Origin of the sequence: Nocardia sp. NPDC050697, from assembly GCF_040654395.1 — a bacterium.
Classification (GTDB): domain Bacteria; phylum Actinomycetota; class Actinomycetes; order Mycobacteriales; family Mycobacteriaceae; genus Nocardia.
Genome location: NZ_JBFAHY010000002.1, coordinates 845630 through 867267 on the forward strand (window position 1 = coordinate 845630; position 21638 = coordinate 867267).

At 72.2% G+C, this 21638-nt stretch carries 23 protein-coding genes and 4 tRNA genes; 15 read left to right on the plus strand and 12 right to left on the minus strand.

What is annotated here, in order from left to right:
- Positions 1-14: 14 nt before the first annotated feature.
- Both AB0H71_RS11640 and AB0H71_RS11645 read right to left on the minus strand, forming a co-directional pair.
- Positions 15-395 (minus strand): VOC family protein, encoded by a 381-nt coding sequence (locus AB0H71_RS11640; protein WP_357018248.1) that lies wholly within the window; start codon positions 393-395, stop codon positions 15-17.
- The gene (locus AB0H71_RS11645; RefSeq protein WP_357018251.1) at positions 395-1288 is read right to left on the minus strand and encodes a 1,4-dihydroxy-2-naphthoyl-CoA synthase; all 894 of its coding nucleotides are present in this window, start codon (positions 1286-1288) and stop codon (positions 395-397) included. Before AB0H71_RS11645 ends, AB0H71_RS11640 begins: the two co-directional genes overlap by 1 nt.
- 71 nt (positions 1289-1359) lie before the next feature.
- Between AB0H71_RS11645 and AB0H71_RS11650 the strand changes: the two genes are divergently transcribed.
- The 3 genes from AB0H71_RS11650 (at position 1360) to menD (ending at position 4278) form a co-directional block, all read left to right on the plus strand.
- On the plus strand, positions 1360-2019 hold the full coding sequence (locus tag AB0H71_RS11650; RefSeq protein WP_357018254.1) for a PaaI family thioesterase: 660 nt from the start codon (positions 1360-1362) through the stop codon (positions 2017-2019).
- Between the two features lie 74 nt (positions 2020-2093).
- The gene (locus tag AB0H71_RS11655; protein WP_357018257.1) at positions 2094-2543 is read left to right on the plus strand and encodes a hypothetical protein; all 450 of its coding nucleotides are present in this window, start codon (positions 2094-2096) and stop codon (positions 2541-2543) included.
- Positions 2544-2652: 109 nt separating this feature from the next.
- A complete protein-coding gene (gene menD, locus AB0H71_RS11660; RefSeq protein WP_357018260.1) occupies positions 2653-4278 on the plus strand; it encodes a 2-succinyl-5-enolpyruvyl-6-hydroxy-3-cyclohexene-1-carboxylic-acid synthase in 1626 nt (541 codons plus the stop codon).
- Between the two features lie 3 nt (positions 4279-4281).
- On the opposite strand, the gene AB0H71_RS11665 is transcribed toward menD, so the two are convergent.
- Positions 4282-4467: a hypothetical protein gene (locus AB0H71_RS11665; protein ID WP_357018263.1), complete on the minus strand. Its 186-nt coding sequence runs from the start codon at positions 4465-4467 to the stop codon at positions 4282-4284.
- 121 nt (positions 4468-4588) lie between these two features.
- On the opposite strand from AB0H71_RS11665, the gene AB0H71_RS11670 reads away from it, so the two are divergent.
- Positions 4589-5170, plus strand: a complete 582-nt coding sequence (locus AB0H71_RS11670) for a TIGR03086 family metal-binding protein (protein ID WP_357018266.1) — start codon at positions 4589-4591, stop codon at positions 5168-5170.
- A 64-nt stretch (positions 5171-5234) separates the two neighbouring features.
- On the opposite strand, the gene AB0H71_RS11675 is transcribed toward AB0H71_RS11670, so the two are convergent.
- The gene (locus tag AB0H71_RS11675) at positions 5235-5840 is read right to left on the minus strand and encodes a TetR/AcrR family transcriptional regulator C-terminal ligand-binding domain-containing protein (RefSeq protein ID WP_357018269.1); all 606 of its coding nucleotides are present in this window, start codon (positions 5838-5840) and stop codon (positions 5235-5237) included.
- Between the two features lie 82 nt (positions 5841-5922).
- Here AB0H71_RS11675 and AB0H71_RS11680 point away from each other — a divergent pair, with 82 nt between their 5' ends.
- Entirely contained in the window at positions 5923-6966 is a 1044-nt protein-coding gene (locus AB0H71_RS11680; RefSeq protein ID WP_357018272.1) for an aldo/keto reductase, read from the plus strand.
- Here AB0H71_RS11680 and AB0H71_RS11685 read toward each other — a convergent pair.
- From AB0H71_RS11685 to AB0H71_RS11700, 4 genes are all read right to left on the minus strand, one after another.
- Complete coding sequence (locus AB0H71_RS11685) at positions 6960-11150, minus strand: bifunctional nitrate reductase/sulfite reductase flavoprotein subunit alpha (RefSeq protein ID WP_357018275.1); 4191 nt, start codon at positions 11148-11150, stop codon at positions 6960-6962. The genes AB0H71_RS11680 and AB0H71_RS11685 overlap by 7 nt on opposite strands.
- Positions 11151-11271: 121 nt before the next feature.
- Positions 11272-11985: a demethylmenaquinone methyltransferase gene (locus tag AB0H71_RS11690; RefSeq protein WP_357018278.1), complete on the minus strand. Its 714-nt coding sequence runs from the start codon at positions 11983-11985 to the stop codon at positions 11272-11274.
- 35 nt (positions 11986-12020) lie between these two features.
- On the minus strand, positions 12021-13163 hold the full coding sequence (locus AB0H71_RS11695) for a glycosyltransferase family 1 protein (protein WP_357018282.1): 1143 nt from the start codon (positions 13161-13163) through the stop codon (positions 12021-12023).
- 74 nt (positions 13164-13237) lie between these two features.
- Positions 13238-13654, minus strand: coding sequence for a DUF3592 domain-containing protein (locus tag AB0H71_RS11700; RefSeq protein WP_357018532.1), 417 nt, complete (start codon positions 13652-13654; stop codon positions 13238-13240).
- A gap of 61 nt (positions 13655-13715) precedes the next feature.
- Between AB0H71_RS11700 and AB0H71_RS11705 the strand changes: the two genes are divergently transcribed.
- Entirely contained in the window at positions 13716-14222 is a 507-nt protein-coding gene (locus AB0H71_RS11705) for a DUF2505 domain-containing protein (RefSeq protein WP_357018285.1), read from the plus strand.
- A gap of 3 nt (positions 14223-14225) precedes the next feature.
- Here the strand turns inward: AB0H71_RS11705 and AB0H71_RS11710 are convergent, their stop codons facing one another.
- From AB0H71_RS11710 to AB0H71_RS11720, 3 genes are read right to left on the minus strand one after another with little or no spacing between them, the layout of a single operon-like run.
- Positions 14226-14660, minus strand: a complete 435-nt coding sequence (locus AB0H71_RS11710; RefSeq protein WP_357018288.1) for a VOC family protein — start codon at positions 14658-14660, stop codon at positions 14226-14228.
- A gap of 10 nt (positions 14661-14670) precedes the next feature.
- The gene (locus AB0H71_RS11715; RefSeq protein ID WP_357018291.1) at positions 14671-15111 is read right to left on the minus strand and encodes an AraC family transcriptional regulator; all 441 of its coding nucleotides are present in this window, start codon (positions 15109-15111) and stop codon (positions 14671-14673) included.
- Between the two features lies 1 nt (position 15112).
- Complete coding sequence (locus AB0H71_RS11720; protein WP_357018293.1) at positions 15113-16357, minus strand: geranylgeranyl reductase family protein; 1245 nt, start codon at positions 16355-16357, stop codon at positions 15113-15115.
- Positions 16358-16470: 113 nt separating this feature from the next.
- Between AB0H71_RS11720 and AB0H71_RS11725 the strand changes: the two genes are divergently transcribed.
- Positions 16471-17493: a polyprenyl synthetase family protein gene (locus AB0H71_RS11725; RefSeq protein WP_357018296.1), complete on the plus strand. Its 1023-nt coding sequence runs from the start codon at positions 16471-16473 to the stop codon at positions 17491-17493.
- Positions 17494-17598: 105 nt separating this feature from the next.
- Entirely contained in the window at positions 17599-18468 is an 870-nt protein-coding gene (gene htpX, locus AB0H71_RS11730; RefSeq protein ID WP_357018299.1) for a zinc metalloprotease HtpX, read from the plus strand.
- On the opposite strand, the gene AB0H71_RS11735 is transcribed toward htpX, so the two are convergent.
- Positions 18465-18956 (minus strand): YajQ family cyclic di-GMP-binding protein, encoded by a 492-nt coding sequence (locus AB0H71_RS11735; RefSeq protein WP_357018301.1) that lies wholly within the window; start codon positions 18954-18956, stop codon positions 18465-18467. The two genes, htpX and AB0H71_RS11735, sit on opposite strands and share 4 nt — an antisense overlap.
- Before the next feature lie 115 nt (positions 18957-19071).
- Between AB0H71_RS11735 and AB0H71_RS11740 the strand changes: the two genes are divergently transcribed.
- The 7 genes from AB0H71_RS11740 to secE all read left to right on the plus strand — a co-directional run bounded on the left by AB0H71_RS11740 (position 19072) and on the right by secE (position 21549).
- Positions 19072-19154: transfer RNA gene (locus AB0H71_RS11740), tRNA-Tyr, on the plus strand.
- A gap of 155 nt (positions 19155-19309) precedes the next feature.
- Positions 19310-19382 (plus strand) — tRNA-Thr (locus AB0H71_RS11745).
- Between the two features lie 18 nt (positions 19383-19400).
- Positions 19401-19476 (plus strand) — tRNA-Met (locus tag AB0H71_RS11750).
- 39 nt (positions 19477-19515) lie between these two features.
- On the plus strand, positions 19516-19686 hold the full coding sequence (gene rpmG / locus AB0H71_RS11755) for a 50S ribosomal protein L33 (protein WP_011211653.1): 171 nt from the start codon (positions 19516-19518) through the stop codon (positions 19684-19686).
- A gap of 140 nt (positions 19687-19826) precedes the next feature.
- Entirely contained in the window at positions 19827-20876 is a 1050-nt protein-coding gene (locus AB0H71_RS11760; protein ID WP_357018303.1) for a fused (3R)-hydroxyacyl-ACP dehydratase subunits HadA/HadB, read from the plus strand.
- Between the two features lie 182 nt (positions 20877-21058).
- Positions 21059-21131: transfer RNA gene (locus tag AB0H71_RS11765), tRNA-Trp, on the plus strand.
- A 31-nt stretch (positions 21132-21162) separates the two neighbouring features.
- Positions 21163-21549: a preprotein translocase subunit SecE gene (gene secE, locus AB0H71_RS11770; RefSeq protein WP_357018306.1), complete on the plus strand. Its 387-nt coding sequence runs from the start codon at positions 21163-21165 to the stop codon at positions 21547-21549.
- Positions 21550-21638: the final 89 nt, after the last annotated feature.

The window sequence follows — 21638 nt, forward strand, 5'->3', positions numbered from 1 at the left end:
CGAAGGCGACGGCCTCAGCGCGAATCCCGGCGCAGCGGGTGCTCGGCGGGCACCTCGACCAGCACGATCGGCACCCCGTCCGGGTCGGCGATCCACATCTCCAGCAACCCCCACGGCTCCCGCCTCGCTTCCCGGTCGATGCGCACGCCGGCGAGCGCGAGCTCGGCGGCGGCATCCGGCAGGTCGCGCACCTGGAGCCAGAGCGCGCCGCTGAACGCCGACGGCTCGCCGGAGCCGCCGTGCGCGGCGACTTCGATCAAGGACTGCCCGGCGTAGAAGACCGTCCCGCCGGGGTACTCCCTGGCGATCGCGAGCCCGAGCGCGTCCCGGTAGAAGGCGAGCGTGGCGTCGTAGTCGGCGGGGCGCAGGATGACCCGGCTGCTCAGGATCTCCATCAGAAGTACCAGGGGTACGGGGTCCAGTCCGGCGCGCGCTTCTCCAGGAAGGAGTCGCGCCCCTCGACCGCCTCGTCGGTCATGTACGCGAGCCGGGTCGCCTCGCCCGCGAAGAGCTGCTGGCCGACCAGGCCGTCGTCCGCCAGGTTGAAGGCGTACTTGAGCATGCGCTGCGCCTGCGGCGACTTGCCGAGGATGTCGGCGGTCCACTCCAGTGCGACGTTCTCCAGCTCGGCGTGGTCCACCACCTCGTTGACCGCGCCCATCCGGTGCATCTCCTCGGCGCTGTACGGGCGGCCGCGGAAGAAGATCTCCCTGGCGAACTTCTGCCCGACCAGCTTCGCCAGGTAGGCGCTGCCGTAGCCGCCGTCGAAGCTGCCCACGTCGGCGTCGGTCTGCTTGAACTTCCCGTGCTCCCGGCTGGCGAGGGTGAGGTCGCAGACCACGTGCAGGCTGTGCCCTCCACCCGCGGCCCAGCCGTTCACCAGCGCGATCACCACCTTCGGCATGAACCGGATGAGCCGCTGCACCTCCAGGATGTGCAGCCGCCCCGCGCGCGCCGGGTCGACGGTCTCCGCGGTCTCGCCCGCCGCGTACTGGTAGCCGCTGCGGCCGCGGATGCGCTGGTCGCCGCCGGAGCAGAAGGCCCAGCCGCCGTCCTTGGGGCTCGGGCCGTTGCCGGTGAGCAGCACCGCGCCGACGTCGGAGGTCATCCTGGCGTGGTCGAGCACGCGGTACAGCTCGTCCACGGTGTGCGGCCGGAAGGCATTGCGCACCTCCGGCCGGTCGAACGCCACCCGCACCGTGCCCTGCGACAGGTGCCGGTGGTAGGTGATGTCGGTCAGGTTCTCGAAGCCGGGTACCGGGCGCCACAGTGCGGGGTCGAAGGTCACCCCTGCGATTATCGGCGCACCGGCGAACCGGCCGGGGGCGCCCCCGGTTGGACGGTGTATACCGTGCAGGGATGAGCGAGAAAATAGAACCTGTTATCGACCGGAGCGCGATCGATCCGGAGCGGTACGAGCAGCACGCGCGGTTCTTCCCGAGGGTGTCGCGGGCGCCGATCGGGGCTGCCTTCGGGCCGGTCGTCGAGGCGCTGCGCCGGGTGCAGGATCTCGCGGTGAGCGTCGACGCGCCGGACGCGGTCTACGCCGAGGCGGCGGCGCTCGCCGAGCGGCTGGCCGCGCTGCTGGAGCCGCACCGGGCGCCGGAGCTACAGGGCCCGGCCGGGCGCGCGGTGGAGCTGCCCGGCCGCGGCAGCCTGCTGCTGCCGCCGTGGCGCACGGCCGAGGCCGGGCCGGACGGGGTCGCCATGACCGGCGTTTTCCGCCGGTTCCACCTCGGCGGCAACGGCGCCGCGCACGGCGGGGTGCTCCCGCTGCTCTTCGACGAGCTCTTCGGCTCGGTGCTGCACTACGCGGGCAGACCGCTCAGCCGGACCGCCTACCTGCACGTCAACTACCGGAAGGTAACCCCGCTGGAGCGGACGCTGGCCGTTCGCGGACAGGTCGATCGGGTCGCGGGACGGAAGACGTTCGTCACCGCGGAACTCCGTGACGAGCAGGGCGAATTGCTCGCGGATGCCAAAGGATTGATGATTCAACTGCTGCCCGGGCAGCCGTAGCCGGGTGGATGCGGGCGGCGGTGCGTATAGTGGCGCGTGCTCGTACAACGAACCGATTCCGGAGGAACCTGAAAGTGGTTGCAGCACTGTCTGAATCCCTGCTCGACGATGCCAAGCGGCCGGCCTTCCTTGCCGACGCTGTCGAGGTCCTGGATGCCGAGGTCTCGGACAAGGGTGGTGCGTCCGGCCTGGCTGTGAAGGGTGGCTACGCGGCGGTCAAGAAGATCGGCCCCTCCATCGTCCCCGACGCCCTGGAGTCCCTGGCCCCGCGCCTGGTGGCCCAGCTGGAGCCCTACTGGCAGGAATACACCGCGTCCGGCAGCACCGGCAGCTTCGCCGATCTGCTGGTCGCCAAGTCCGACGAGGTCGCCGAGGCGCTGCTCGCGGTGACCGACGAGCGGGCGCAGTCCTCGACCCGCCCCGCGCTGCAGAAGGTGTACTCCTCGCTGCGCTCCTCGGCCAAGAAGAACGTGGTCGAGGCGCTGCCGCGGGTGGGTGCGCTGGTCCAGCGGCACGCGGTCTGACCGATTCCACAGTCGCGCCGCCGCCGCTGTCGCCGGCGGCGCGAGCCGTTTCCCCCGCTGTGAGCAGGGTGACGCGGCGGCGGCGGCCCGCGTCTGGAAGTCTGGAGACGTGAATCCGTCAACAGCGCAGGCGCAGGTCGTCGTCGACGAACTGGTGCGCGGCGGGGTGCTGGATGTGGTCCTGTGCCCCGGTTCCCGCAATGCCCCGCTGGCCTTCGCCCTGCAGGCCGCGGATGCCGCGGGGCGGCTCCGGCTGCACATGCGCATCGATGAGCGCACCGCGGGGTTCCTCGCGGTGGGGCTCACCCTCTCCGGCCGCGCCCCGGTGCCGGTGGTGATGACCTCGGGCACCGCCGTCGCCAATCTCGGCCCCGCCGTGCTGGAGGCCAACTACGCCAGGGTGCCGCTGGTGGTGCTCAGCGCCAACCGGCCCTACGAGATGCTCGGCACCGGCGCCAACCAGACGGTCGAGCAGCTCGGGCTCTTCGGCAGCCAGGTGCGCGCCACCATCAGCCTCGGGCTGGCCGAGCTGGAGCGGGACCCGGGCTACACCAGGCAGAACAGCGTGTGGCGCTCGGCGGTCTGCCGGGTGCTCGCCGCCGCCCGCGGCACCCGCTCCGGCAATGCCGGACCGGTGCACTTCGACATCCCGCTGCGCGAGCCGCTGGTCCCGGACCCGAACGCCGCCGAGATCCCGCCCGGCAGGGCCGGCGATGCCCCCTGGACCAGGACCGAGCACGCCACCCTCGACGTCCCGCTCGCCATCGACCTCACCGCCGACACCGTGGTGATCTCCGGCCACGGCGCCGGGCTGCGGCCCGAGCTGGCCGCGCTGCCCACCGTCGCCGAGCCGACCGCGCCGCTGCACGGCCCCGCCCTGCACCCGTTGGCGCTGCCGCTGCTGAAGCCCGCGCAGGCCATCATCACCGGCCGCCCGACCCTGCACCGCCCGGTCGCCAAGCTGCTCGCCGACCCCGAGGTCACCGTCTACGCGCTGACCACCGGGCCGCGCTGGCCGGATGTCTCCGGCAATGTGGTCGGGACCGGCACCAGGGCCGTCGTCTCCGGCGCACCGGACCCGGCCTGGCTGGCCCGCTGCCACGACCTGAACGAGCGCGCGCACCACGCCGTCCGGGGCGAGCTCGCCCGGCACCCGAAGCCGACCGGGCTGCACGTCGCCGCGGTGGTCGCGGACGCGCTGCGCGAGGGCGACCAGCTGCTGCTCGGCGCCTCCAACCCGGTGCGCGACACCGCGCTCGTCTCGGCGCCGCGGCCGGGCGTCACCGTGGTCTCCAACCGCGGCGTCGCCGGGATCGACGGCACCGTCTCCACCGCGCTCGGCGCCGCCATGCGGCACCCCGGCCGCACCTTCGCCCTGATCGGCGACCTGACCTTCCTGCACGACGCCTCCGGGCTGCTGATCGGCCGCGGCGAGCCGCGCCCGGAGGATCTCACCATCGTGGTCGCCAACGACGACGGCGGCGGCATCTTCGAGCTGCTCGAACAGGGCGACCCGCAGTACGCCGGGGTCTTCGAGCGGGTCTTCGGCACCCCGCACGGCATGGACCTGGCCGCGCTCTGCGCCGCCTACCGCATCCCGCACCGGCAGGTGGACACCGCCGAGCTGGCGGCGGCGCTCACCGGCCACGCGCACGGGGTGCGGGTGCTCGAGGTCGCGACCGAGCGCTCCGGGCTGCGCGAGCTGCACGGGTCGGTGCGCGCCGCCATCAGCTGAGGGCTACTCCCGCTCGTCGTCGAGCGGGACCTCGATGCGCTGCTCCACCACGTCGGCCGGGTCGGCGCTCCACAGGTCGCCGGGTATCTCGGGGCTCGGCGCGACATCGTCCGGATCGACCGGGCGGGACTGCTCGGCCAGATCGGCCTCGGACACCTCGAACGTGGCGGGTGTGCTGCGATCGACCATCGTGCGCTCCTCTCCGCGGGGGTTTCCGTTCGGCACCGGTATACCCGCGCCGCGCCGATGAATCCAGCGCGCCCGCTCCGTCGGTATCGGTGAGAGCCGTTCCCAGGACAGGAGATCCGCCGTGACCACTGCCGCCCCCGCCTTCGATTTCGCCGTCGCCGCCGACCGGATGGCCACCGTGGTCGCCGGAATCGGCGACGACCAGCTCACCGGCCCGACCCCGTGCCCCGGCGTGCCGGTCGGCGCGCTGCTCGGCCACGTCGCCGGGCTCACCGAGGCCTTCCGGCAGGCGGCGACCAAGGAGGTCAGCGGCTCGCAGCCGCCCGAGGTGGCCGCGAGCGAGCTGCCCGCCGACTGGCGCACGCTCATCCCGGCCCGGCTGGACGCCCTGGTCGCCGCCTGGCGCGAGCAGGCCGCGTGGGCCGGGGAGACCGAGGCGGGCGGGGTCACCGCCCCCGCGCCGGCCATGGCGGCGGTGGCGCTGGACGAGCTCGTCATCCACGGCTGGGATCTGGCCAGGGCCACCGGGCTGCCCTACGACGTGACGCCCGGCGAGCTCGAGGTGCTGGAGGGTTTCCTCGCCGAGATGCCCGCCGAGGGGACACCGGGGCTCTTCGGCCCGGTCCAGCCGGTCGCCGCCGACGCATCCCGCTTCGACCGGGTGCTGGCCCGCACGGGCCGCCGGGCGGATTGGTCGGCGTAGCGACGGGTGCTCGCCCACACGGGCCGCCGGGCGGTGTGGTCCGCGTAGTGCGCAGCCGTTCGATTCACGACGGGACGAAGCGGCCCGCGGTCACCGCGTCCATCGCTGCCTCGGCGGCTCGGGCGGCGGCGGCATCGTCCAGCGGATCGCCGCTGATCAGGAGCCGGTAGTAGAGCGGCGCCGCGACCGCGGAGAGCACCGCGCGCGGGTCGGTGCCGACCGGCGCCTCGGCGCGCGCGATCCCGTCGGTGACGCAGGGCGCCCACTCGGCGAGCCGGACGTCGTAGAAGCGGCGCAGCGCGGCCTCGGTCGCCGGATCGGCGGTCCCGGCCGCGATCACGGCGCGGAAGAGCCGCCCCTGCCTGGCATCGGTGAGCGTGCCGAGCACCAGCCTGGCATTGGCCAGCAGGTCGCCGCGCAGGCTGCCGGTGTCGGCCCGTGGCACCGACTCCTCCGCCATGGCGACGAGGAGATCGGTCGCCAGCCCGGCGGGCGTGCCCCAGCGCCGGTACACCGTGGTCTTCCCGGCCCCGGCCAGCGCCGCCACCTCGGTGAGGTCGAGCGCACCGAAACCGCGCTCCGCGAGTAGGTCGCCGGCGGCGCGCAGCACCGCCGCGCGCACCCGGGCGGTGCGTCCGCCGGGCCGGACCGATCCCGGATCCGAGGTCATAACGGGTCTCCAGTTCCATTTGTAGCCACGAGGGCGTACTGTCGAGCGAGTTAACGGAACTATAGACCCTTTAGGAGTGGTCATGGAGTATCGGCGATCCGGCGCCTCCGGCCTCGTCCTGCCCGCGCTCGGCTTCGGCGCGGGCACCTTCGGCGGCCGCGGCGAGCTCTTCGCGGCCTGGGGCGACACCGATGTGGCGGCCGCGCGCAGGCTGGTCGATATCTGCCTGGAGGCGGGCGTCACGCTCTTCGACACCGCCGACGTCTACTCCGACGGCGCCTCCGAGGAGGTGCTCGGCGCGGCGCTGCGCGGCCGCCGCGACCGGGTGCTCATCAGCACCAAGGCCGGGCTGCCCACCGGCCCCGGCCCGGACGAGGCCGGTACCGGCCGGGCCCGGCTGGTGCGCGCGGTGGAGGCGGCGCTGCGCCGGCTCGGCACCGAGCACATCGACCTCTTCCAGCTGCACGCCTTCGACGCGCAGACCCCGGTGGAGGAGACGCTCGCCGCGCTGGACGACCTGGTGCGCGCGGGCAAGATCCGCTACCTCGGCGCCTCCAACTTCGCGGGCTGGCAGCTCATGAAGTCGCTCGCCGCCGCCGATCGCAACGGGCGCACCCGGTACGTCGCGCACCAGGTGTACTACTCGCTGGTCGGCCGGGACTACGAGTGGGAGCTCATGCCGCTCGCCCGCGATCAGGGCGTCGGCGCGCTGGTCTGGTCACCGCTGGGGTGGGGGCGGCTCACCGGGCACATCCGCCGCGGCGCCCCGCTGCCCGCGGGCAGCCGGCTGCACGCCACCGCCGCCGCGGGCCCGCCGGTGGCTGACGAGCGGCTGTACCGCGTGGTCGACGCGCTGGACGAGCTCGCCGCCGAGACCGGCCACGCCGTCCCGCAGCTGGCCCTGGCCTGGCTGCTCACCCGGCCCACCGTGACCGGCGTGATCGTCGGCGCCAGGAACGAGGCGCAGCTCCGGCAGAATCTCGGCGCGCTGGCGGTGACGCTCACGCCGGAGCAGCTCGCCCGGCTGGACGCGGCGAGCGCGACCACCCCGCCGTACCCGCGCTACCCCTACCACCGGCTCCCGGACTTCGCCCGGCTCGACCCGCCGCTGGCCGGCGCTCAGTAGACGTCCCGGACGTAGCGCTTCTCCGCCACCAGCTGCTTGCGGAAGGCGCGGGCCCCCTCGTCGTCGAGCTTGCCGTGCACCCGCGCGATGGTGAGCAGCGCCTCGTCGACGTCGGTGGCCATCCGGGCCGCGTCCCCGCAGACGTAGAAGTGCGCGCCGTCGCGCAGCCAGGACCACAGCTCGGCGCCGTGCTCGATCATCCGGTGCTGCACGTAGACCCGCTCCCGCTGGTCCCGGGAGAAAGCCAGGTCGAGCCGGGTGAGGAAGCCGGAGCGGAACATGTCCTCCAGCTCGGCGCGGTAGTAGAAGTGCTGCGCGGCGTGCTGGTCGCCGAAGAAGAGCCAGTTGCGGCCGGTGGCGCCGAGCGCGCGGCGCTCCTGCAGGAAGCCGCGGAAGGGGGCGATGCCGGTGCCGGGGCCGACCATGATCATCGGGGCGGTGCGGTCCAGCGGGGGGCGGAAGTGCGGCGCGCGCTGCAGGAAGATCGGCACCTCGGTGCCCGCCCGGTCGGCGAGGAAGGTGGAGCAGACGCCACCGCGCTCGGCGTAGCGGACCACGCCGACGGTGAGCTCCACCTCGTGCGGGCTCACCCGCGGGCTGGAGGAGATCGAGTACTGCCGCGGCTGCAGCTTCTTCAGCGCGCCGAGCCACTCCACCAGGTCGGCCCGGACCGGGAAGTCGCGCAGCACGTCCACCGCCTGCTTGTCCCAGAGGTAGCCGTCGAGTTCATTGCGGTTGTCCCGGCGCAGCAGCTTGGCCAGCTGGTTGTTGCCGGGGTGGTGCTCGGCGACGAAGGTGAGGAAATCATTGCTCACCCGGGTGATGTCGTAGCGGGTGGCGAGCGCCTCGGCCAGCGGGAGGTCGGCGCCGTCCACCTCGACCGGGCGGGTGCCGTCCAGGCCGGTGGTGGCGAGCCACTCGGCGACCAGGGCGTCGCCATTGCGCGGCCAGATGCCGAGCGCGTCGCCCGCCTCGTAGCGGACGTCGAGGTCGCGCAGGTCGAAGCCGAAGCGGCGGACCTCCTTCGCGCTGCCCGCGGAGAGGAGGTCGTTGCGTACCAGGGGGGCGTGGACCGGCGCGTTCCTGGTGAAGCGGGTGGCGCGCTGGGGTGCGGGGCGCACCGCCGTCGCGGTGCCGCCGCGCGCCGGGCCGTACCCGCTCGCACCCACGGGTACGCCGCTGACCGGGTGGGTGGGGAGGGTGCCGGCGCCCACCGCGAAGCCGTTCGACGCGGCGTGCGCGTTTGCCGCGTCGCTCGCGCCCGAAAGGCCACCGTTCGCGGGGCCGCGGGCCGAGCCTCCGCCCGCGGGACCGGCATCGGCCCCGCCGGTCCCGAGCGCCACCAGTACCGCCTCGAACCAGGCATCCGCCGCCTCGGCGTACTCCGGTTCACTGTCGACCCTGGTCAGCAACCGCTGCGCACCGCGCGCGGCGAAGGTCTCGTCGAGCTTGCGCCCGTGCCCGCAGAAGTCGTCGTAGGAGGAGTCGCCGAGCGCGAAGACCGCGTACCGCATGCCGCTGAACCGCCCCGGATGCTCGGCCAGCCGCTCCCAGAAGTCGCGGCCGTTGTCCGGCGGCCCGCCGTCGCCGAAGGTGCTGCTCACCACGAGCACGTCGCCGCCGAGCTCGGCCGGGTCGCAGGCGTCCATATCGCGCAGCCGCGGGGTGAACCCGGCCGCGCTGAGCCGGGCGGCGGCGTCGGCCGCCAGCTCCTCGGCGGTGCCGGTCTGCGAGGCCCAGAGCACCGTCACCGCGCGCCCCGGCGCGGCCTCGGCGCTCGCGCCCGCCCGCGAGTACATCCCGGCGAGCAGCCCGTCGATCCAGATCCGGCTGCCGGGCGAGATCGGCGCGGTCACCGGGAGCACCGGCTGACCGGTCACCGGGAGCGCCTGCAGCGCGGCGAGGTAGCCGGAGAGGTAGATCCGCTCGGCCTCGCTCAGCGTGGGCGTGGTGCCCTCCAGCCCGAGCACGGTGGCGAGCGGGTGCGCCTCGGGGGCGGGCTGCGGCGCGGGCCGCGGCGCGGCGGGGATCCGGCGCAGCGCCACCGCGCACGCCTTGAACTCCGGCTGCAGCGACTCCGGGTCGACGGCGTCGCTGGTGACGGCATTGATGGTCAGGTACTCGCCGTGCTCGTCGTTCCAGTGGAAGGGCGCGAAGCAGTCGCCGGGCCGCACCCGGTCCGAGATCCGCGCGGGCAGCACCGCCCGGCCGCGCCGCGAGGTGATCTCGACGCCGTCGCCGGGCCGGACGCCGAGCCGCTCGGCGTCGGCCGGGCAGAGCTCGAGGAACGGCTCGCCGGTGAGCTTGGTCAGCTTGCCGATCCGCCCGGTCTTGGTCATGGTGTGCCACTGGTGCTGCAACCGGCCGGTGTTCAGCAGGAACGGGTGGTCGTCGTCCGGCATCTCCTTCGGTGGCATGTGCGGGCGCGCGAGGAACACCGCGCGCTTGCTCGGGGTGGCGAAGGCCAGCCGCGGGGTGGTGCCGTCGGCGTCGGTGAAGAGCGTCTGGCTGACCCCGTCGTTGACGTAGCGGATCGGGTTGCGCGGCCGCTCCGGGTCCGGGCACGGCCACTGCATCGGCCCGCCGATCAGCGCCTCGTGGCTCATGCCGCGCAGGTCGTAGCCGGTGGCCGGGTTGGCGAAGCCGGTGATCTCGGCGAACACCTCCGCGGCGCTCTCGAACTCGAACCCGGGGAACCCCATGGCCCGCGCCACCTGCGCGATCAGCAGCCAGTCCGGCCTGGCGTCGCCGCGCGGCGGCACCGCCTGCCGGAGCAGCGTCACCGTGCGCTCGGAGTTCACCATGGTGCCCTCGGCCTCGGCCCAGAGCGTGGCGGGCAGCATGATGTCGGCGTAGGTGTTGGTCGCGGTCGCGGCGTAGGCGTCCTGGGTGATCACCAGGTCGGCGGCCTCCAGCCCGGCGATCACGGTGGTCCGGTTGGCCACCGTCGCCACCGGGTTGGTGCAGATGATCCAGGCCGCCCTGATCCGCCCCGCGCTCAGCTCCCGGAACATCTCGATGGTGCCCGGCCCGGCCTCGTCCCTGATGGTGCCGGGCGGCAGCTCCCAGGCCGTCTCCACGAAGGCGCGGTCGGCGGGGGAGAGCAGGCTGCGCTGGCCGGGCAGCCCGGGGCCCATGTACCCCATCTCCCGCCCGCCCATGGCGTTCGGCTGGCCGGTGAGCGAGAACGGCCCGCTGCCCGGGCGGCAGATGGCCCCGGTGGCGAGGTGCAGGTTGACGACCGCGTTGGTGTTCCAGGTGCCGTGCGTGGACTGGTTCAGTCCCATGGTCCACAGCGACATCCACTCGCCCGCCTCGGCGATCCAGCGCGCCGCGGTGCGGAGGTCCGGCTCGGCGAGCCCGGTGAGCTCGGCGACCCGCTCCGGCGGGTAGTCCGCCAGGAACTCCGGCATGGCCTCCCAGCCCTCGGTGTGCGCGGCGATGAACTCGGTATCGATGGCGCCGTCCGCGACCAGCAGGTGCAGCAGCCCGTTCAGCAGCGCCAAGTCGGTGCCGGGGGCGATCTGCAGGAAGAGGTCGGCGCGGTCGGCGGTCTCGGTGCGCCGCGGGTCGACCACGATCAGCTTGGCCCCGGCCTTGAGCCGGTCCGCCATCCGGAGGTGCACGATGGGGTGGCAGTCGGCGGTATTGGCGCCGATCACGAAGAACAGGTCGGCGGCGTCGATGTCGTCGTAGGAGCCGGGCGGGCCGTCGGCGCCGAGCGACTGCTTGTAGCCGGTGCCCGCGCTGGCCATGCAGAGCCGGGAGTTGGCCTCGATGTGCACCGTGCGCAGGTACCCCTTGGCCAGCTTGGTGGCGAGGTACTGCGCCTCCAGCGACATCTGCCCGGAGACGTACAGCGCGACGGCGTCCGGGCCGTGCTCGTCCAGGATGGCGCGCAGCCGGGCGGCGGCCTCGGCGACGGCCTCGTCCACCGGCACCGGCTCCGGCTCGCGGTCCCGCGCCGGACGCCGCAGCGCGGTGCTCATCCGCCCGTCCGCGCGCATGAGCTCGGCGTGCGTCGCGCCCTTGGTGCAGAGCCTGCCCGCGTTGGCCGGGTGCAGCTTGTCCCCGGCGACCTTCGCGATCACCGGCACCCCGCGCTCGACTCCGGTCGCCACGGTGATGCCGCAGCCGACACCGCAGTACGAGCACTGTGTGCGTACCGTGTCCGCTTCCCGCATGGAGTCCATGGTGCTGCGGCGCGGTTGCGCGGTTTTTACCCGACGTTATCGTCAGGTGACATTCCGCCTCACCGGCCCGAATTTTCCCGGTGAGCTGTGTCGGGGATCACGAAGGCGCAGGTCAGCCGAGGTTGAAACCGCGGTGCAGAGCGACTACGCCGCCGGTGAGGTTGCGCCACTTCACCGTGGACCACCCCGCCTCGGTGATCCGCCGCGCCAGCTGCCGCTGCGCGGGCCAGGCCCGGATGGACTCGGCCAGGTAGACGTACGCGTCCGGGTTGCTGCTCACCGCGCGCGCCACCCGGGGTAGCGCCTTCATCAGGTACTCCATGTACACCGTGCGGAAGGGGCCGAACACCGGCGTGGAGAACTCGCAGATCACCAGCCGCCCCCCGGGCTTGGTGACGCGCAGCATCTCGCGCAGGGCCAGGTCGATATCGGCGACATTGCGTAGCCCGAAGGAGATGGTGACGGCGTCGAAGGAGGCATCGGCGAAGGGCAGCGCCATGGCGTCGCCCGCCACCATCGGCACCCGCCTGCCGCGCCCGGCGGCCAGCATGCCCTGGGAGAAGTCGGTGGCGACGCACCAGGCGCCGGAGCGGCGCAGCTCCACCGTGGAGACGCCGGTGCCCGCGGCCAGGTCGAGCACCCGCTCGCCGGGGCGCGGGTCGAGCGCGCGCCTGGTCGCCCAGCGCCAGTACCGGTCCTGCCCGGCCGAGATCACGGTATTGGTGAGGTCGTACCGCTTCGCGACCCCGTCGAACATCGACGCGACCTCGTCCGGCCGCTTGTCCAGCGATGCCCGGATGGATTCGCGCTGTCCTGTTTTCGCCACACCGCGACCCTATCCGGTCACCGGTGTTTCACCCTTCAGGCCGTGTGTGACGTGCGCTCGGAAAAGCCGGTGACCGCGGTGTAGTGCGCCATGAGCTGGTCGCAGACGGCGGGCCAGGTGCGGTGCAGCACCGACCTGCGCGCCGCGGTGGCGTACCTGGCGCGCAGCGTCCGGTCGCGGAGCGCGGCGACCGCGCTCGGCAGCAGCTCGGCGAAGCGCTGCACCGGCAGCAGGTAGCCGTTGCGGCAGTGCGCGACGAGGTCGCGCGGGCCGCCGGCGTCCGGCCCGATCACCGGGACCCCCGCGGCCAGCGCCTCCTGCACGCCCTGGCAGAAGGTCTCGTGCTCGCCCGGGTGCACCATGACGTCCAGGCTCGCGTACGCCTCGGCCAGCTCCAGCCCGCCCAGCTCGCCGGTGAAGATCGCGCCGGGCAGCAGCTCGGCCAGCCGCGCGCGCTCCGGGCCGTCGCCGACGATCACCAGCTGCACCTCCGGGTTCCCGGCGAGCACCGCAAGCCGGTCCACGTGCTTCTCCGGCGCCAGCCTGCCGACGAAGCCCACCAGCATCCGCTCGGTGCCGCCGAGCCAGCGTTCGCGCAGCTCCCGGCTGCGCCGCGAGGGCGCGAAGCGGGCGATGTCGACGCCACGGCCCCAGCGGTGCACCCGCGGGATGCCGTGCGCGGCCAGATCGGCGGCGGCCGCGCTGGACGGCGCCAGGGTGCGGGTGGCGCCCTCGTGGATGCGCCGGGTCCAGCCCCAGGCGGCCCTGGTGGCCAGGCTCAGCCCGTAACTCTTGGCGAACCCGGCGACATCGGTCTGGTAGACGGCGATGCTCGGCAGGTCCAGCCGCAGCGCCGCACCGAGGCCGCCCGCGCCGAGCAGGAAGGGCGAGGCCAGGTGCACCACATCGGCGTCGAAGGCGGCGATGGCGGCGGTGATGCCCGGCTGCGGCAGCCCCACCGGCAGTGAGCTGATCTTCGGCACCATCACCGCAGGCACCCGGTGCACCGGGAATCGGCCCTGGTGATCCGGTGCGGGCGGCAGGCCGCGCACGGTGTCCGGCGCGACCACGAGGGCGTCGTGGCCGAGCCGGTCCAGATGGTCCAGCACCCGGAGGACGGAGTTCGTGACACCGTTCATATTCGGCGTGAACGACTCCGCGACGATGGCTACGCGCACCGCTCCAGCGTCGCAATTCCGGTGGCCGGAGGCGCCACGGCTTCGTGAAGGGCGCGGAAAGTTCGGGCGAACGCTCAGTTCTCGCCGCGCCTGCGGAGGTACCACAGCAACGGCAGGGCGATCAGCCAGACCACCACGATCACCGACCCGGCCGGGATGATCGCCACCCTGGCGTCGCGGCCTGCCACCCGCACCAGGTCCGGGTCGGCCCGGTTGTACTCGACATTGATGTTCTGCCCCGCGGTCAGGTTGGTCGGGTACAGCACCCCGACCTTGGGGTTGTGCGTGACCCCATCCGGCGTCACGTACATGACGGCCGAGCGCAGCCGCCCGGCGGAGAGCACCTCGGCCGTGGTCACGCCGCGATCCGAGCTGATCAGGTAGTCGTTGCGGAAGGCGGCGAGCACGAGAAGCACCATGAGCACGCTGATCGCGGCGGCGACGACGAGCACCGTTCGCCCGCCCCGCCCCGGCGAACCCGAACGCGCCACGCGGAGGCTGGTTTCCGACACCGGGCCAGGTTAATGGACGGGTCCGCTAGCGTGTGCGCCCATGTCCCGCACCTATAGCTTCACCGTGCCCTATTCCGCCCCGGTGACCTCGCTCCACCGGGCATACACCAACCCCGACGCCTGGCGAGCCCGGTTCGCCGCGGCCGAGTCGGCGAACTACGACCTCGCGCACCCGGAGGGCGAGGGCAGTATCCGCATTCACATGTCCGAGCGGGTCGGCGGCGACGCCGTGCCCAAGGTGGTCCGCTCGGTGCTCGGCCGCGAGTTCACCCTGGAGCGCACCGATATCTGGAATCCGCTGGTCGGCGCGCGCGCGACCGGCTCGTTCACCGCCGCCACCACCGGGGTGCGCGGCGAGCTCTCCGGCGACTACCTGCTCCGCGACACCGCCGACGGCGCCGTGCTGGAGATCAGCGGCGAGGCCAAGTTCGACGTCCCCGTCGTCGGCGGTGCGCTGGAGCGCATGGTCGAGCAGCTGCACCAGCGCGTGGTGCAGAACGAGCGCGAGTTCTTCGCGACCTGGCTCGCCGAGCACCCCGAGGGGTGACGCTCAGGCGAAGTCGGCGGGGGTGAATTCCTTCCGCTCCACCAGCACCAGCCAGTTCCCCGAGTTGTCCCGCATGACGGCCTCGATGCCGTAGGGCCGCTCGGCCGGCGGCTGCACGAACTCCACGCCCTTCGCGGTGAGCTCCTCGAAGGTCTTCTGGCAGTCGTCGGTCCGCAGGCCGAGCGCCCCGTGCGTGCCGTTGGCGAGCGCCCGGCGAATGGCGTCGGCGAGCTCCGCGTCGAGCGGCGGGCCCGGCACCATGAGCGTGATCTCCAGCTCCGGGTGGTCCGGGTGCACGATGGTGAGCCAGCGGAAGCCGTTCTCACCCATGCTGATGTCGGTGCCCTCCACGAAGCCGAGCTTCTCCAGGTACCACTGCTTGGCGGCGTCCTGGTCGGTGACGTACACGGTGACCAGGGAAACATTGGTGATCGTCATACCGCCGAGGCTAGGAGCCGGGCGGGCGCTCCCGCTTCTCCGGAATTGCGGATCTGTCCGAGAGCCCGTGCATGAACACGTAGCAGCCCGGGATGCGCGGCGCCCCGTCGGCGAACTTGGCCTGGTAGTCCGAGGGCGAGACCCCGACCAGCGCGCGGAACCGGCTGCTGAACGAGCCGAGGCTGCTGTAGCCGACCAGCATGCACACCTCGGTCACGGTCAGGTTGGTCGCGCGCAGCAGGTCCTGCGCCCGCTCGATCCGGCGCTCGGTGAGGTACGCGGCCGGGGTCCGGCCGTAGACCGCGGCGAAGGCGCGCAGGAAGTGGAACTTGGAGACGCCGGCGGCCGCGGCGAGCGCGGTCAGGTCGAGCGGCTCGGCGTAGTGCCGATCGGCCAGGTCGCGGGCGCGCCGCAGGTGCGGAAGCAGCTCCAGCGGCGGCCGGGCGGCCATGTCAGGCGAAGGGGACGAGGTCGTCGGCGCGCATCGAGCCGCGCCCCGCCGTGCGCCACAGCCGGGCGGTGAGGTCGGCGTCCTCGTCGGTCACCAGGTTGCCCATCACCCGCACCGCGGTGCGGCGCAGCAGCGCCGAGCGCATGAGCGGCGGCCCGCCGAGCGGCACCATGCGCGGGTGCGTCGCCAGCCCCGCGATCCGCCGCGCCACCGAGAAGGTGCGGCCGTAGCGGGCGCGCAGCAGCTCCGGCCAGAGCGTGCTCAGGTCGGGCTCGTCGAGCAGCGCGGCCAGCATGTGGCCGCCCTCCAGGCCGTAGTCGATGCCCTCGCCGTTCAGCGGGTTCACGCAGCCGGCGGCGTCGCCGACCAGCACCCAGTTCGGCCCGGCCACATTCGACACCGCGCCGCCCATCGGCAGCAGCGCCGAGGCCACCGCGCGCAGCTCGCCGGAGAACTCCCACTCGTCCCTGCGCTGCGCGGTGTAGTGCTCCAGCAGCGGCTTCAGCGCGATGTGCGCCGGCCTGCGCTCGGTGGCCAGCGAGCCGACGCCGATATTCACCTCGCCGTTGCCGAGCGGGAAGATCCAGCCGTACCCGGGCACCAGCGCGCCGTCGGCATTGCGCAGCTCCAGGTGCGAGGTGATCCACTGGTCGTCGCTGCGCGCGGAGCGGATGTAGGCCCGCGCCGCGGTGCCGTAGGCGAAGCGGCGGTGCCAGCTGCGGCCCAGCTGCTTGCCGATCGGCGAGCGCACCCCGTCCGCCACCACCAGGGTCTTGCAGGTGATGGTGTGCGTGCCGGAGCCGGACCGCACCGTGACCCCGCGCACCCGCTCGCCGTCGCGCAGCACCTCGACGGCCTTGGTGCCGTCGAGCATGCGCGCGCCCGATTTCACCGCCGTCTGCCGCAGCGTGTCGTCCAGCTCGGTGCGCGGCACCGCGCTGCCGTAGGTCGGGAACGACCCGCCCGGCCAGGGCAGCAGCTCCTCCCGGCCGAACCCGGTCATCCGCAAACCGTGGTTGACGGTGTGCGCGCGCAGCCACGGCCCCAGCCCGAGGTGCTCCAGCTCGGCGGTGGCGCGCGGGGTGAGGCCGTCGCCGCAGGTCTTGTCCCGCGGGAAGACCGCGCCGTCGATCAGTAGCACGTCACGGCCGTCCCTGGCCGCCCAGGCGGCCGCCGCGGAGCCCGCGGGGCCCGCGCCGACCACGAGCACCTCGACCGCGGCGGGGATGACGTCCGGTGCTTCCATGGCTCCATCCTCGCAGGGCCGCGCCCCGGCGCAAGTGACGGTGTTCATGGGCGGCCGTGACCCGACACGCTAGGTTCTCTACCGTGGGGTCGGACGCGTCGCTGGGAGAAGAGATGAGCACATCGGCTGTGAGCGCGGGGAACACGGTGGTGGGAGGGATCGAACTCGGCGACGAGAAACTCGCCGAGACCGTCCGCGCCGGCCTCGCCGCCGTGGAGAACCTGCTGGTCGAGGAGCTCTCCGACGGTGCGGACTTCCTGCAGGAGGCCGCGCTGCACCTGGCTCGGGCCGGCGGCAAGCGGTTCCGCCCGCTCTTCACCGTCCTCACCGGTCAGCTCGGCCCGCGCCCCACCGACCCGGACCTGATCACCGCGGGCACCGTGGTCGAGCTGGTCCACCTCGCGACGCTCTACCACGACGATGTGATGGACGAGGCGCAGATGCGCCGCGGCGCGCCCAGCGTCAACGCCCGCTGGGGCAACAGCTTCGCCATCCTGGCCGGCGACTACCTCTTCGCGCACGCCTCCCGGCTCACCTCCACGCTCGGCCCGGACGCGGTGCGGATCATCGCCGAGACCTTCGCCGAGCTGGTCACCGGCCAGATGCGGGAGACCATCGGCGCCACCGAGCGGCAGGACCCGGTCGAGCACTACCTGCGCGTGGTCTGGGAGAAGACCGGCTCGCTGATCGCCGCGGCCGGGCGCTTCGGCGGCACCTTCTCCGGCGGTGATCCCGAACACGTCGAGCGGCTGGCCCGGCTCGGCGACGCGGTCGGCACCGCCTTCCAGATCTCCGACGACATCATCGACATCTCCTCGGCCGCCGAGCAGTCCGGCAAGACGCCGGGCACCGACCTGCGCGAGGGCGTGCACACCCTGCCGGTGCTCTACGCGCTGCGCGAGGAGGGGCCGGTCGGCGACCGGCTGCGCGCCCTGCTCGCCCGCCCGCTGACCAGCGACGAGGAGGTGAGCGAGGCGCTCGCCCTGCTCGCCGGCTCCCGCGGCCTGGTGCAGGCGGGGGAGAAGCTGCGCGAGTACGCCGAGCTGGCCTACGCCGAGCTGGCCGCGCTGCCCGCGGGCCCGGCCAACGACGCGCTGGAGCAGCTGGTCCGCTATACCATCGAGCGCGTCGGCTGAATCACCCGGATCATCGGACCCCGCGCGGAACTCCGCGCGGGGTCCGGCTCGTTGTGGTCTACGACAGCGTGGATGTGAAGGGGGATCGCGGGGGCGAGGAGCGGAATGCACGGGCACGGTTATGCCAACGGACTGAAGACCTTCGGCCTCATGGTCGGGCTCTCCGCCCTGATCGTGCTGGCCGGCGCCCTGTTCCGGAATCCGACGATCCTGGTCATCGCGGTGCTCATCGCCGTCGGCACCAATGCCTACGCGTACTTCAACAGCGACCGGCTGGCGTTGAAGGCCATGCACGCCCAGCCGGTATCCGAGCTGGAGGCGCCGGTCATCTACCGGATCGTCCGTGAGCTGGCCACCATCGCCCGCCAGCCCATGCCGCGGCTCTACATCAGCCCCACCAACGCCCCGAACGCCTTCGCCACCGGCCGCAACCCCCGGCACGCCGCGGTCTGCTGCACCAGCGGCATCCTGCAGCTGCTCGACGAGCGGGAGCTGCGCGCGGTGCTCGGCCACGAGCTCTCGCACGTCTACAACCGCGACATCCTGATCTCGTCGGTCGCGGGCGCGCTCGCCGCGGTGATCTCCGGCCTGGCGAACCTGGCCTACTTCACCTCGTTCTTCGGCGGCAACCGGGACGGCGGGCCGAACCTGATCGGGGTGCTGCTGCTCTCGCTGCTCGGCCCGATCGCCGCGTCGCTGGTGCGCCTCGCCGTCTCCCGGTCCCGGGAGTACCAGGCCGACCAGTCCGGCGCCGAGCTCACCGGCGACCCGCTGGCGCTCGCCTCCGCCCTGCGCAAGCTGGAGCGCGGCACCCAGGCGGCGCCGCTGCCGCCGGAGCCGCAGCTCACCGCGCAGTCGCACCTGATGATCGCGAACCCGTTCCGGGCCGGCGAGCGCGGCGCGCGGCTCTTCGCCACGCATCCGCCGATCGCCGACCGGATCGCCCGGCTGGAGGAGCTGGCCGGCCGCCGCTAGCGGTAGTTCACGAACTGCAGCGCGATCCCGAAGTCCTCGCCCTTGAGCAGCGCGATGACGGCCTGCAGGTCGTCCCGCTTCTTGCTGCTCACCCGCAGCTCCTCGCCCTGCACCTGGGCCTTGACGCCCTTCGGCCCCTCGTCCCTGATCTTCTTGGTGATCTTCTTGGCGTGCTCGGTGTCGATGCCCTGCACCAGCGTCCCGGTGATCTTGTAGGTCTTGCCGGAGACCGCGGGCTCGCCCGCCTCGAACGCCTTGAGCGAGATGTCCCGCCGGATCAGCTTCTCCTTGAAGACCTCCAGCGCCGCCTTGACCCGCTCCTCGGCGTCGGCGCTGAGCACGACCTTGTCGTCACCGGACCACTCGATGGCCGCGCCGGTGCCACGGAAGTCGTACCGGGTGCCCAGCTCCTTCGCGGCCTGCTGCAGCGCGTTGTCGACCTCCTGCCGGTCGACCTTGCTCACGACATCGAACGACGAATCGGCCACGCTGTGCTCCTGTCCCCGAGGTATGTATGCGCCCTCACGTTAGCGCGTGTGACCTGGCGGTTTGCAATCCGGGGGGCCCCAGGTTGTATTCTGCTCAACGCACTCAGGTGCGCACGGCAGATTGCCCGAGCGGCCAATGGGAGCGGACTGTAAATCCGTCGGCGAAAGCCTACGTAGGTTCGAATCCTACATCTGCCACCCCCGAAGTCCCCGCCGATCCGATCGGCGGGGACTTCGGCGTTTACCGCCTCTCACCAGGCGATTTGGTGCGGTGACGGGGGAGTGTGTAACCTCGTTCAAGACTTCGAGCCACCGACTCGGACGCACAACCGGTTCGGTGCCAGCGCAGTCATGCCCCCTTAGCTCAGTCGGCAGAGCGTTTCCATGGTAAGGAAAAGGTCAACGGTTCGATTCCGTTAGGGGGCTCGCAATTCCCGTGCACATGGCGGTGTAGCTCAGTCGGTAGAGCAAACGACTCATAATCGTTGTGTCGCCGGTTCAAGTCCGGCCATCGCTACCATTAGAGGAACGCACCGAACACCGGAAAGAAGGCAAAGCCGTGGCCGCGAAGTCCACTGATGTCCGGCCGAAGATCACCCTGGCCTGCGAGCAGTGCAAGCATCGCAACTACATCACCAAGAAGAACCGGCGCAACGACCCGGATCGGCTGGAGCTGAAGAAGTTCTGCCCGAACTGCGGCACGCACCGGGCGCACCGCGAATCGCGCTGATCTGGCACGCGTGACCACTGCCGCGTGAACTGCCCGCCGGGGTCGGACATCTTGTCCGGCCCCGCTCGCGTTTCCGGACCGTGGCGGCAACCGTCCGACGAGATCCCGGCGTCCGGGGTCAGATAGGTACAGTCCCCCTCGTGACATCGAACACCGGCACCACCGAAGTGGCCTCCGAACTCGATCCAGCCGCGCACGCGGCGGCGATGGTCGGTCATCACTACCGCGTCGACGACTACTACGAGGTCGGCCGCGAGAAGGTGCGCGAGTACGCGCGGGCCGTGCAGGACTACCACCCGGTGCACTGGGAGGAGGATGTCGCCCGCGAGTACGGCTACCCCGGGCTGCTCGCTCCGCTCACCTTCATCTCGCTGGTCGGCATCCTGGCCCAGCGCAAGCTGTTCGAGAACGTGGTCACCGGGTACGACCTGAGCCAGATCATGCAGACCGACCAGGTGCTGGAGTTCCACCGCCCGATCGCGGTCGGTGACAAGCTGATCTGCGACGTCTACCTGCACTCCTTCCGGCAGGCGTTCGGCGGCGACATCATCGTCACCAAGAACATCGTCTCGGACGCGGCGGGCGAGCTGGTGCTCACCACCTACACCACGCTGGTCGGCCGCAGCGGCGGCGATATCGACCCGAACCTGAACGAGGCCGTGCGCAAGGTGCTCATGCACGGCATGGGCGACGACGAGCCCGCGCACCGCGCGCCCACCGTCGCCGCCGCGCCGGTGCCGCCCGCCGACGGCATCACCGCGAGCAAGCACGCGCTCTCGCTCGCCGATGTCGAGGTCGGTGCCGAGCTGCCGCCGCGCACCGTCCGGCTCACCCGCGGCGACCTGGTGAACTACGCCGGCGTCTCCGGCGACGCCAACCCGATCCACTGGAGCGACGAGGTCGTGAAGCTGGTCGGGCTGGACGACGTGGTCGGCCACGGCATGCTCACCATGGGGCTCGGCGGCGGCTTCGTCACCTCCTGGCTCGGCGATCCCGGCGCGGTCAAGGAGTACAACGTCCGGTTCACCAGCCCGGTCTTCGTCGGGGCCGACGAGCCCGCCGAGATCGAGTACACCGGTAAGGTGAAGTCGGTGGATCCGGAGACCAGGACCGCGGTCGTCGCCATCGTGGCGAAGTCGGCGGGCCGCAAGATCTTCGGCCGCGCGACCGCGACGGTGCAGCTGTCCTGACCTGCGGCTCGGTACCGGATTGGCTTATCGGGTGGACGGTAACGTACACTCGGGAATCTGGGATCACCGGTCGTAGCGCGCTGCTCTGAGGAGTGGCGCGCGTGTTGTGTGAGACCGAAGCGATAACTTCATATGGGAACTGTGGTCGGGCCCGAGCTCTCGGGCAGTAGCGGTCCGACCGAAGGGGCGTAGCTCAACTGGCAGAGCAGCGGTCTCCAAAACCGCAGGTTGCAGGTTCAAGTCCTGTCGCCCCTGCCCTGAATGCCGGCGACGAGAGAGGATCGACGTGAGCGACGAGCGGGATACTCGCCACGGCGCGCATGCGTCCGACGACGGTGAGGACACCGCCGCATCGACTCGGCCGAGCGGCAAACGGTCCGCGCGGCGGAGCCGTGCCGCCTCGTCGTCCGACACCGGCTCGGTGGCCACGATCGAGCGTCCGGCCGCCAAGCCCGCCGGCAAGGCCCGGCGCGAGGGAACGGGCAATCCGTTCAAGCGCCTGATCAAGTTCCTGCGCGAGGTCGTCGCGGAACTGCGCAAGGTGATCTGGCCCAACCGGAAGCAGATGATCACCTACACGATCGTTGTTCTGGTGTTCGTGGTCTTCATGGTCGCGTTCATCGCCGGGATCGATCTGGCGTTCATCAAGGGTGTCGACTGGCTGTTCGGCTGACCGGCCGTCCGGCCGGGCGGGACGACGCCGACACCGGGAGCCGATCCCACGGAAGCCGGGCGGCGTGATCCGCCGTGCCACTCCGGCAG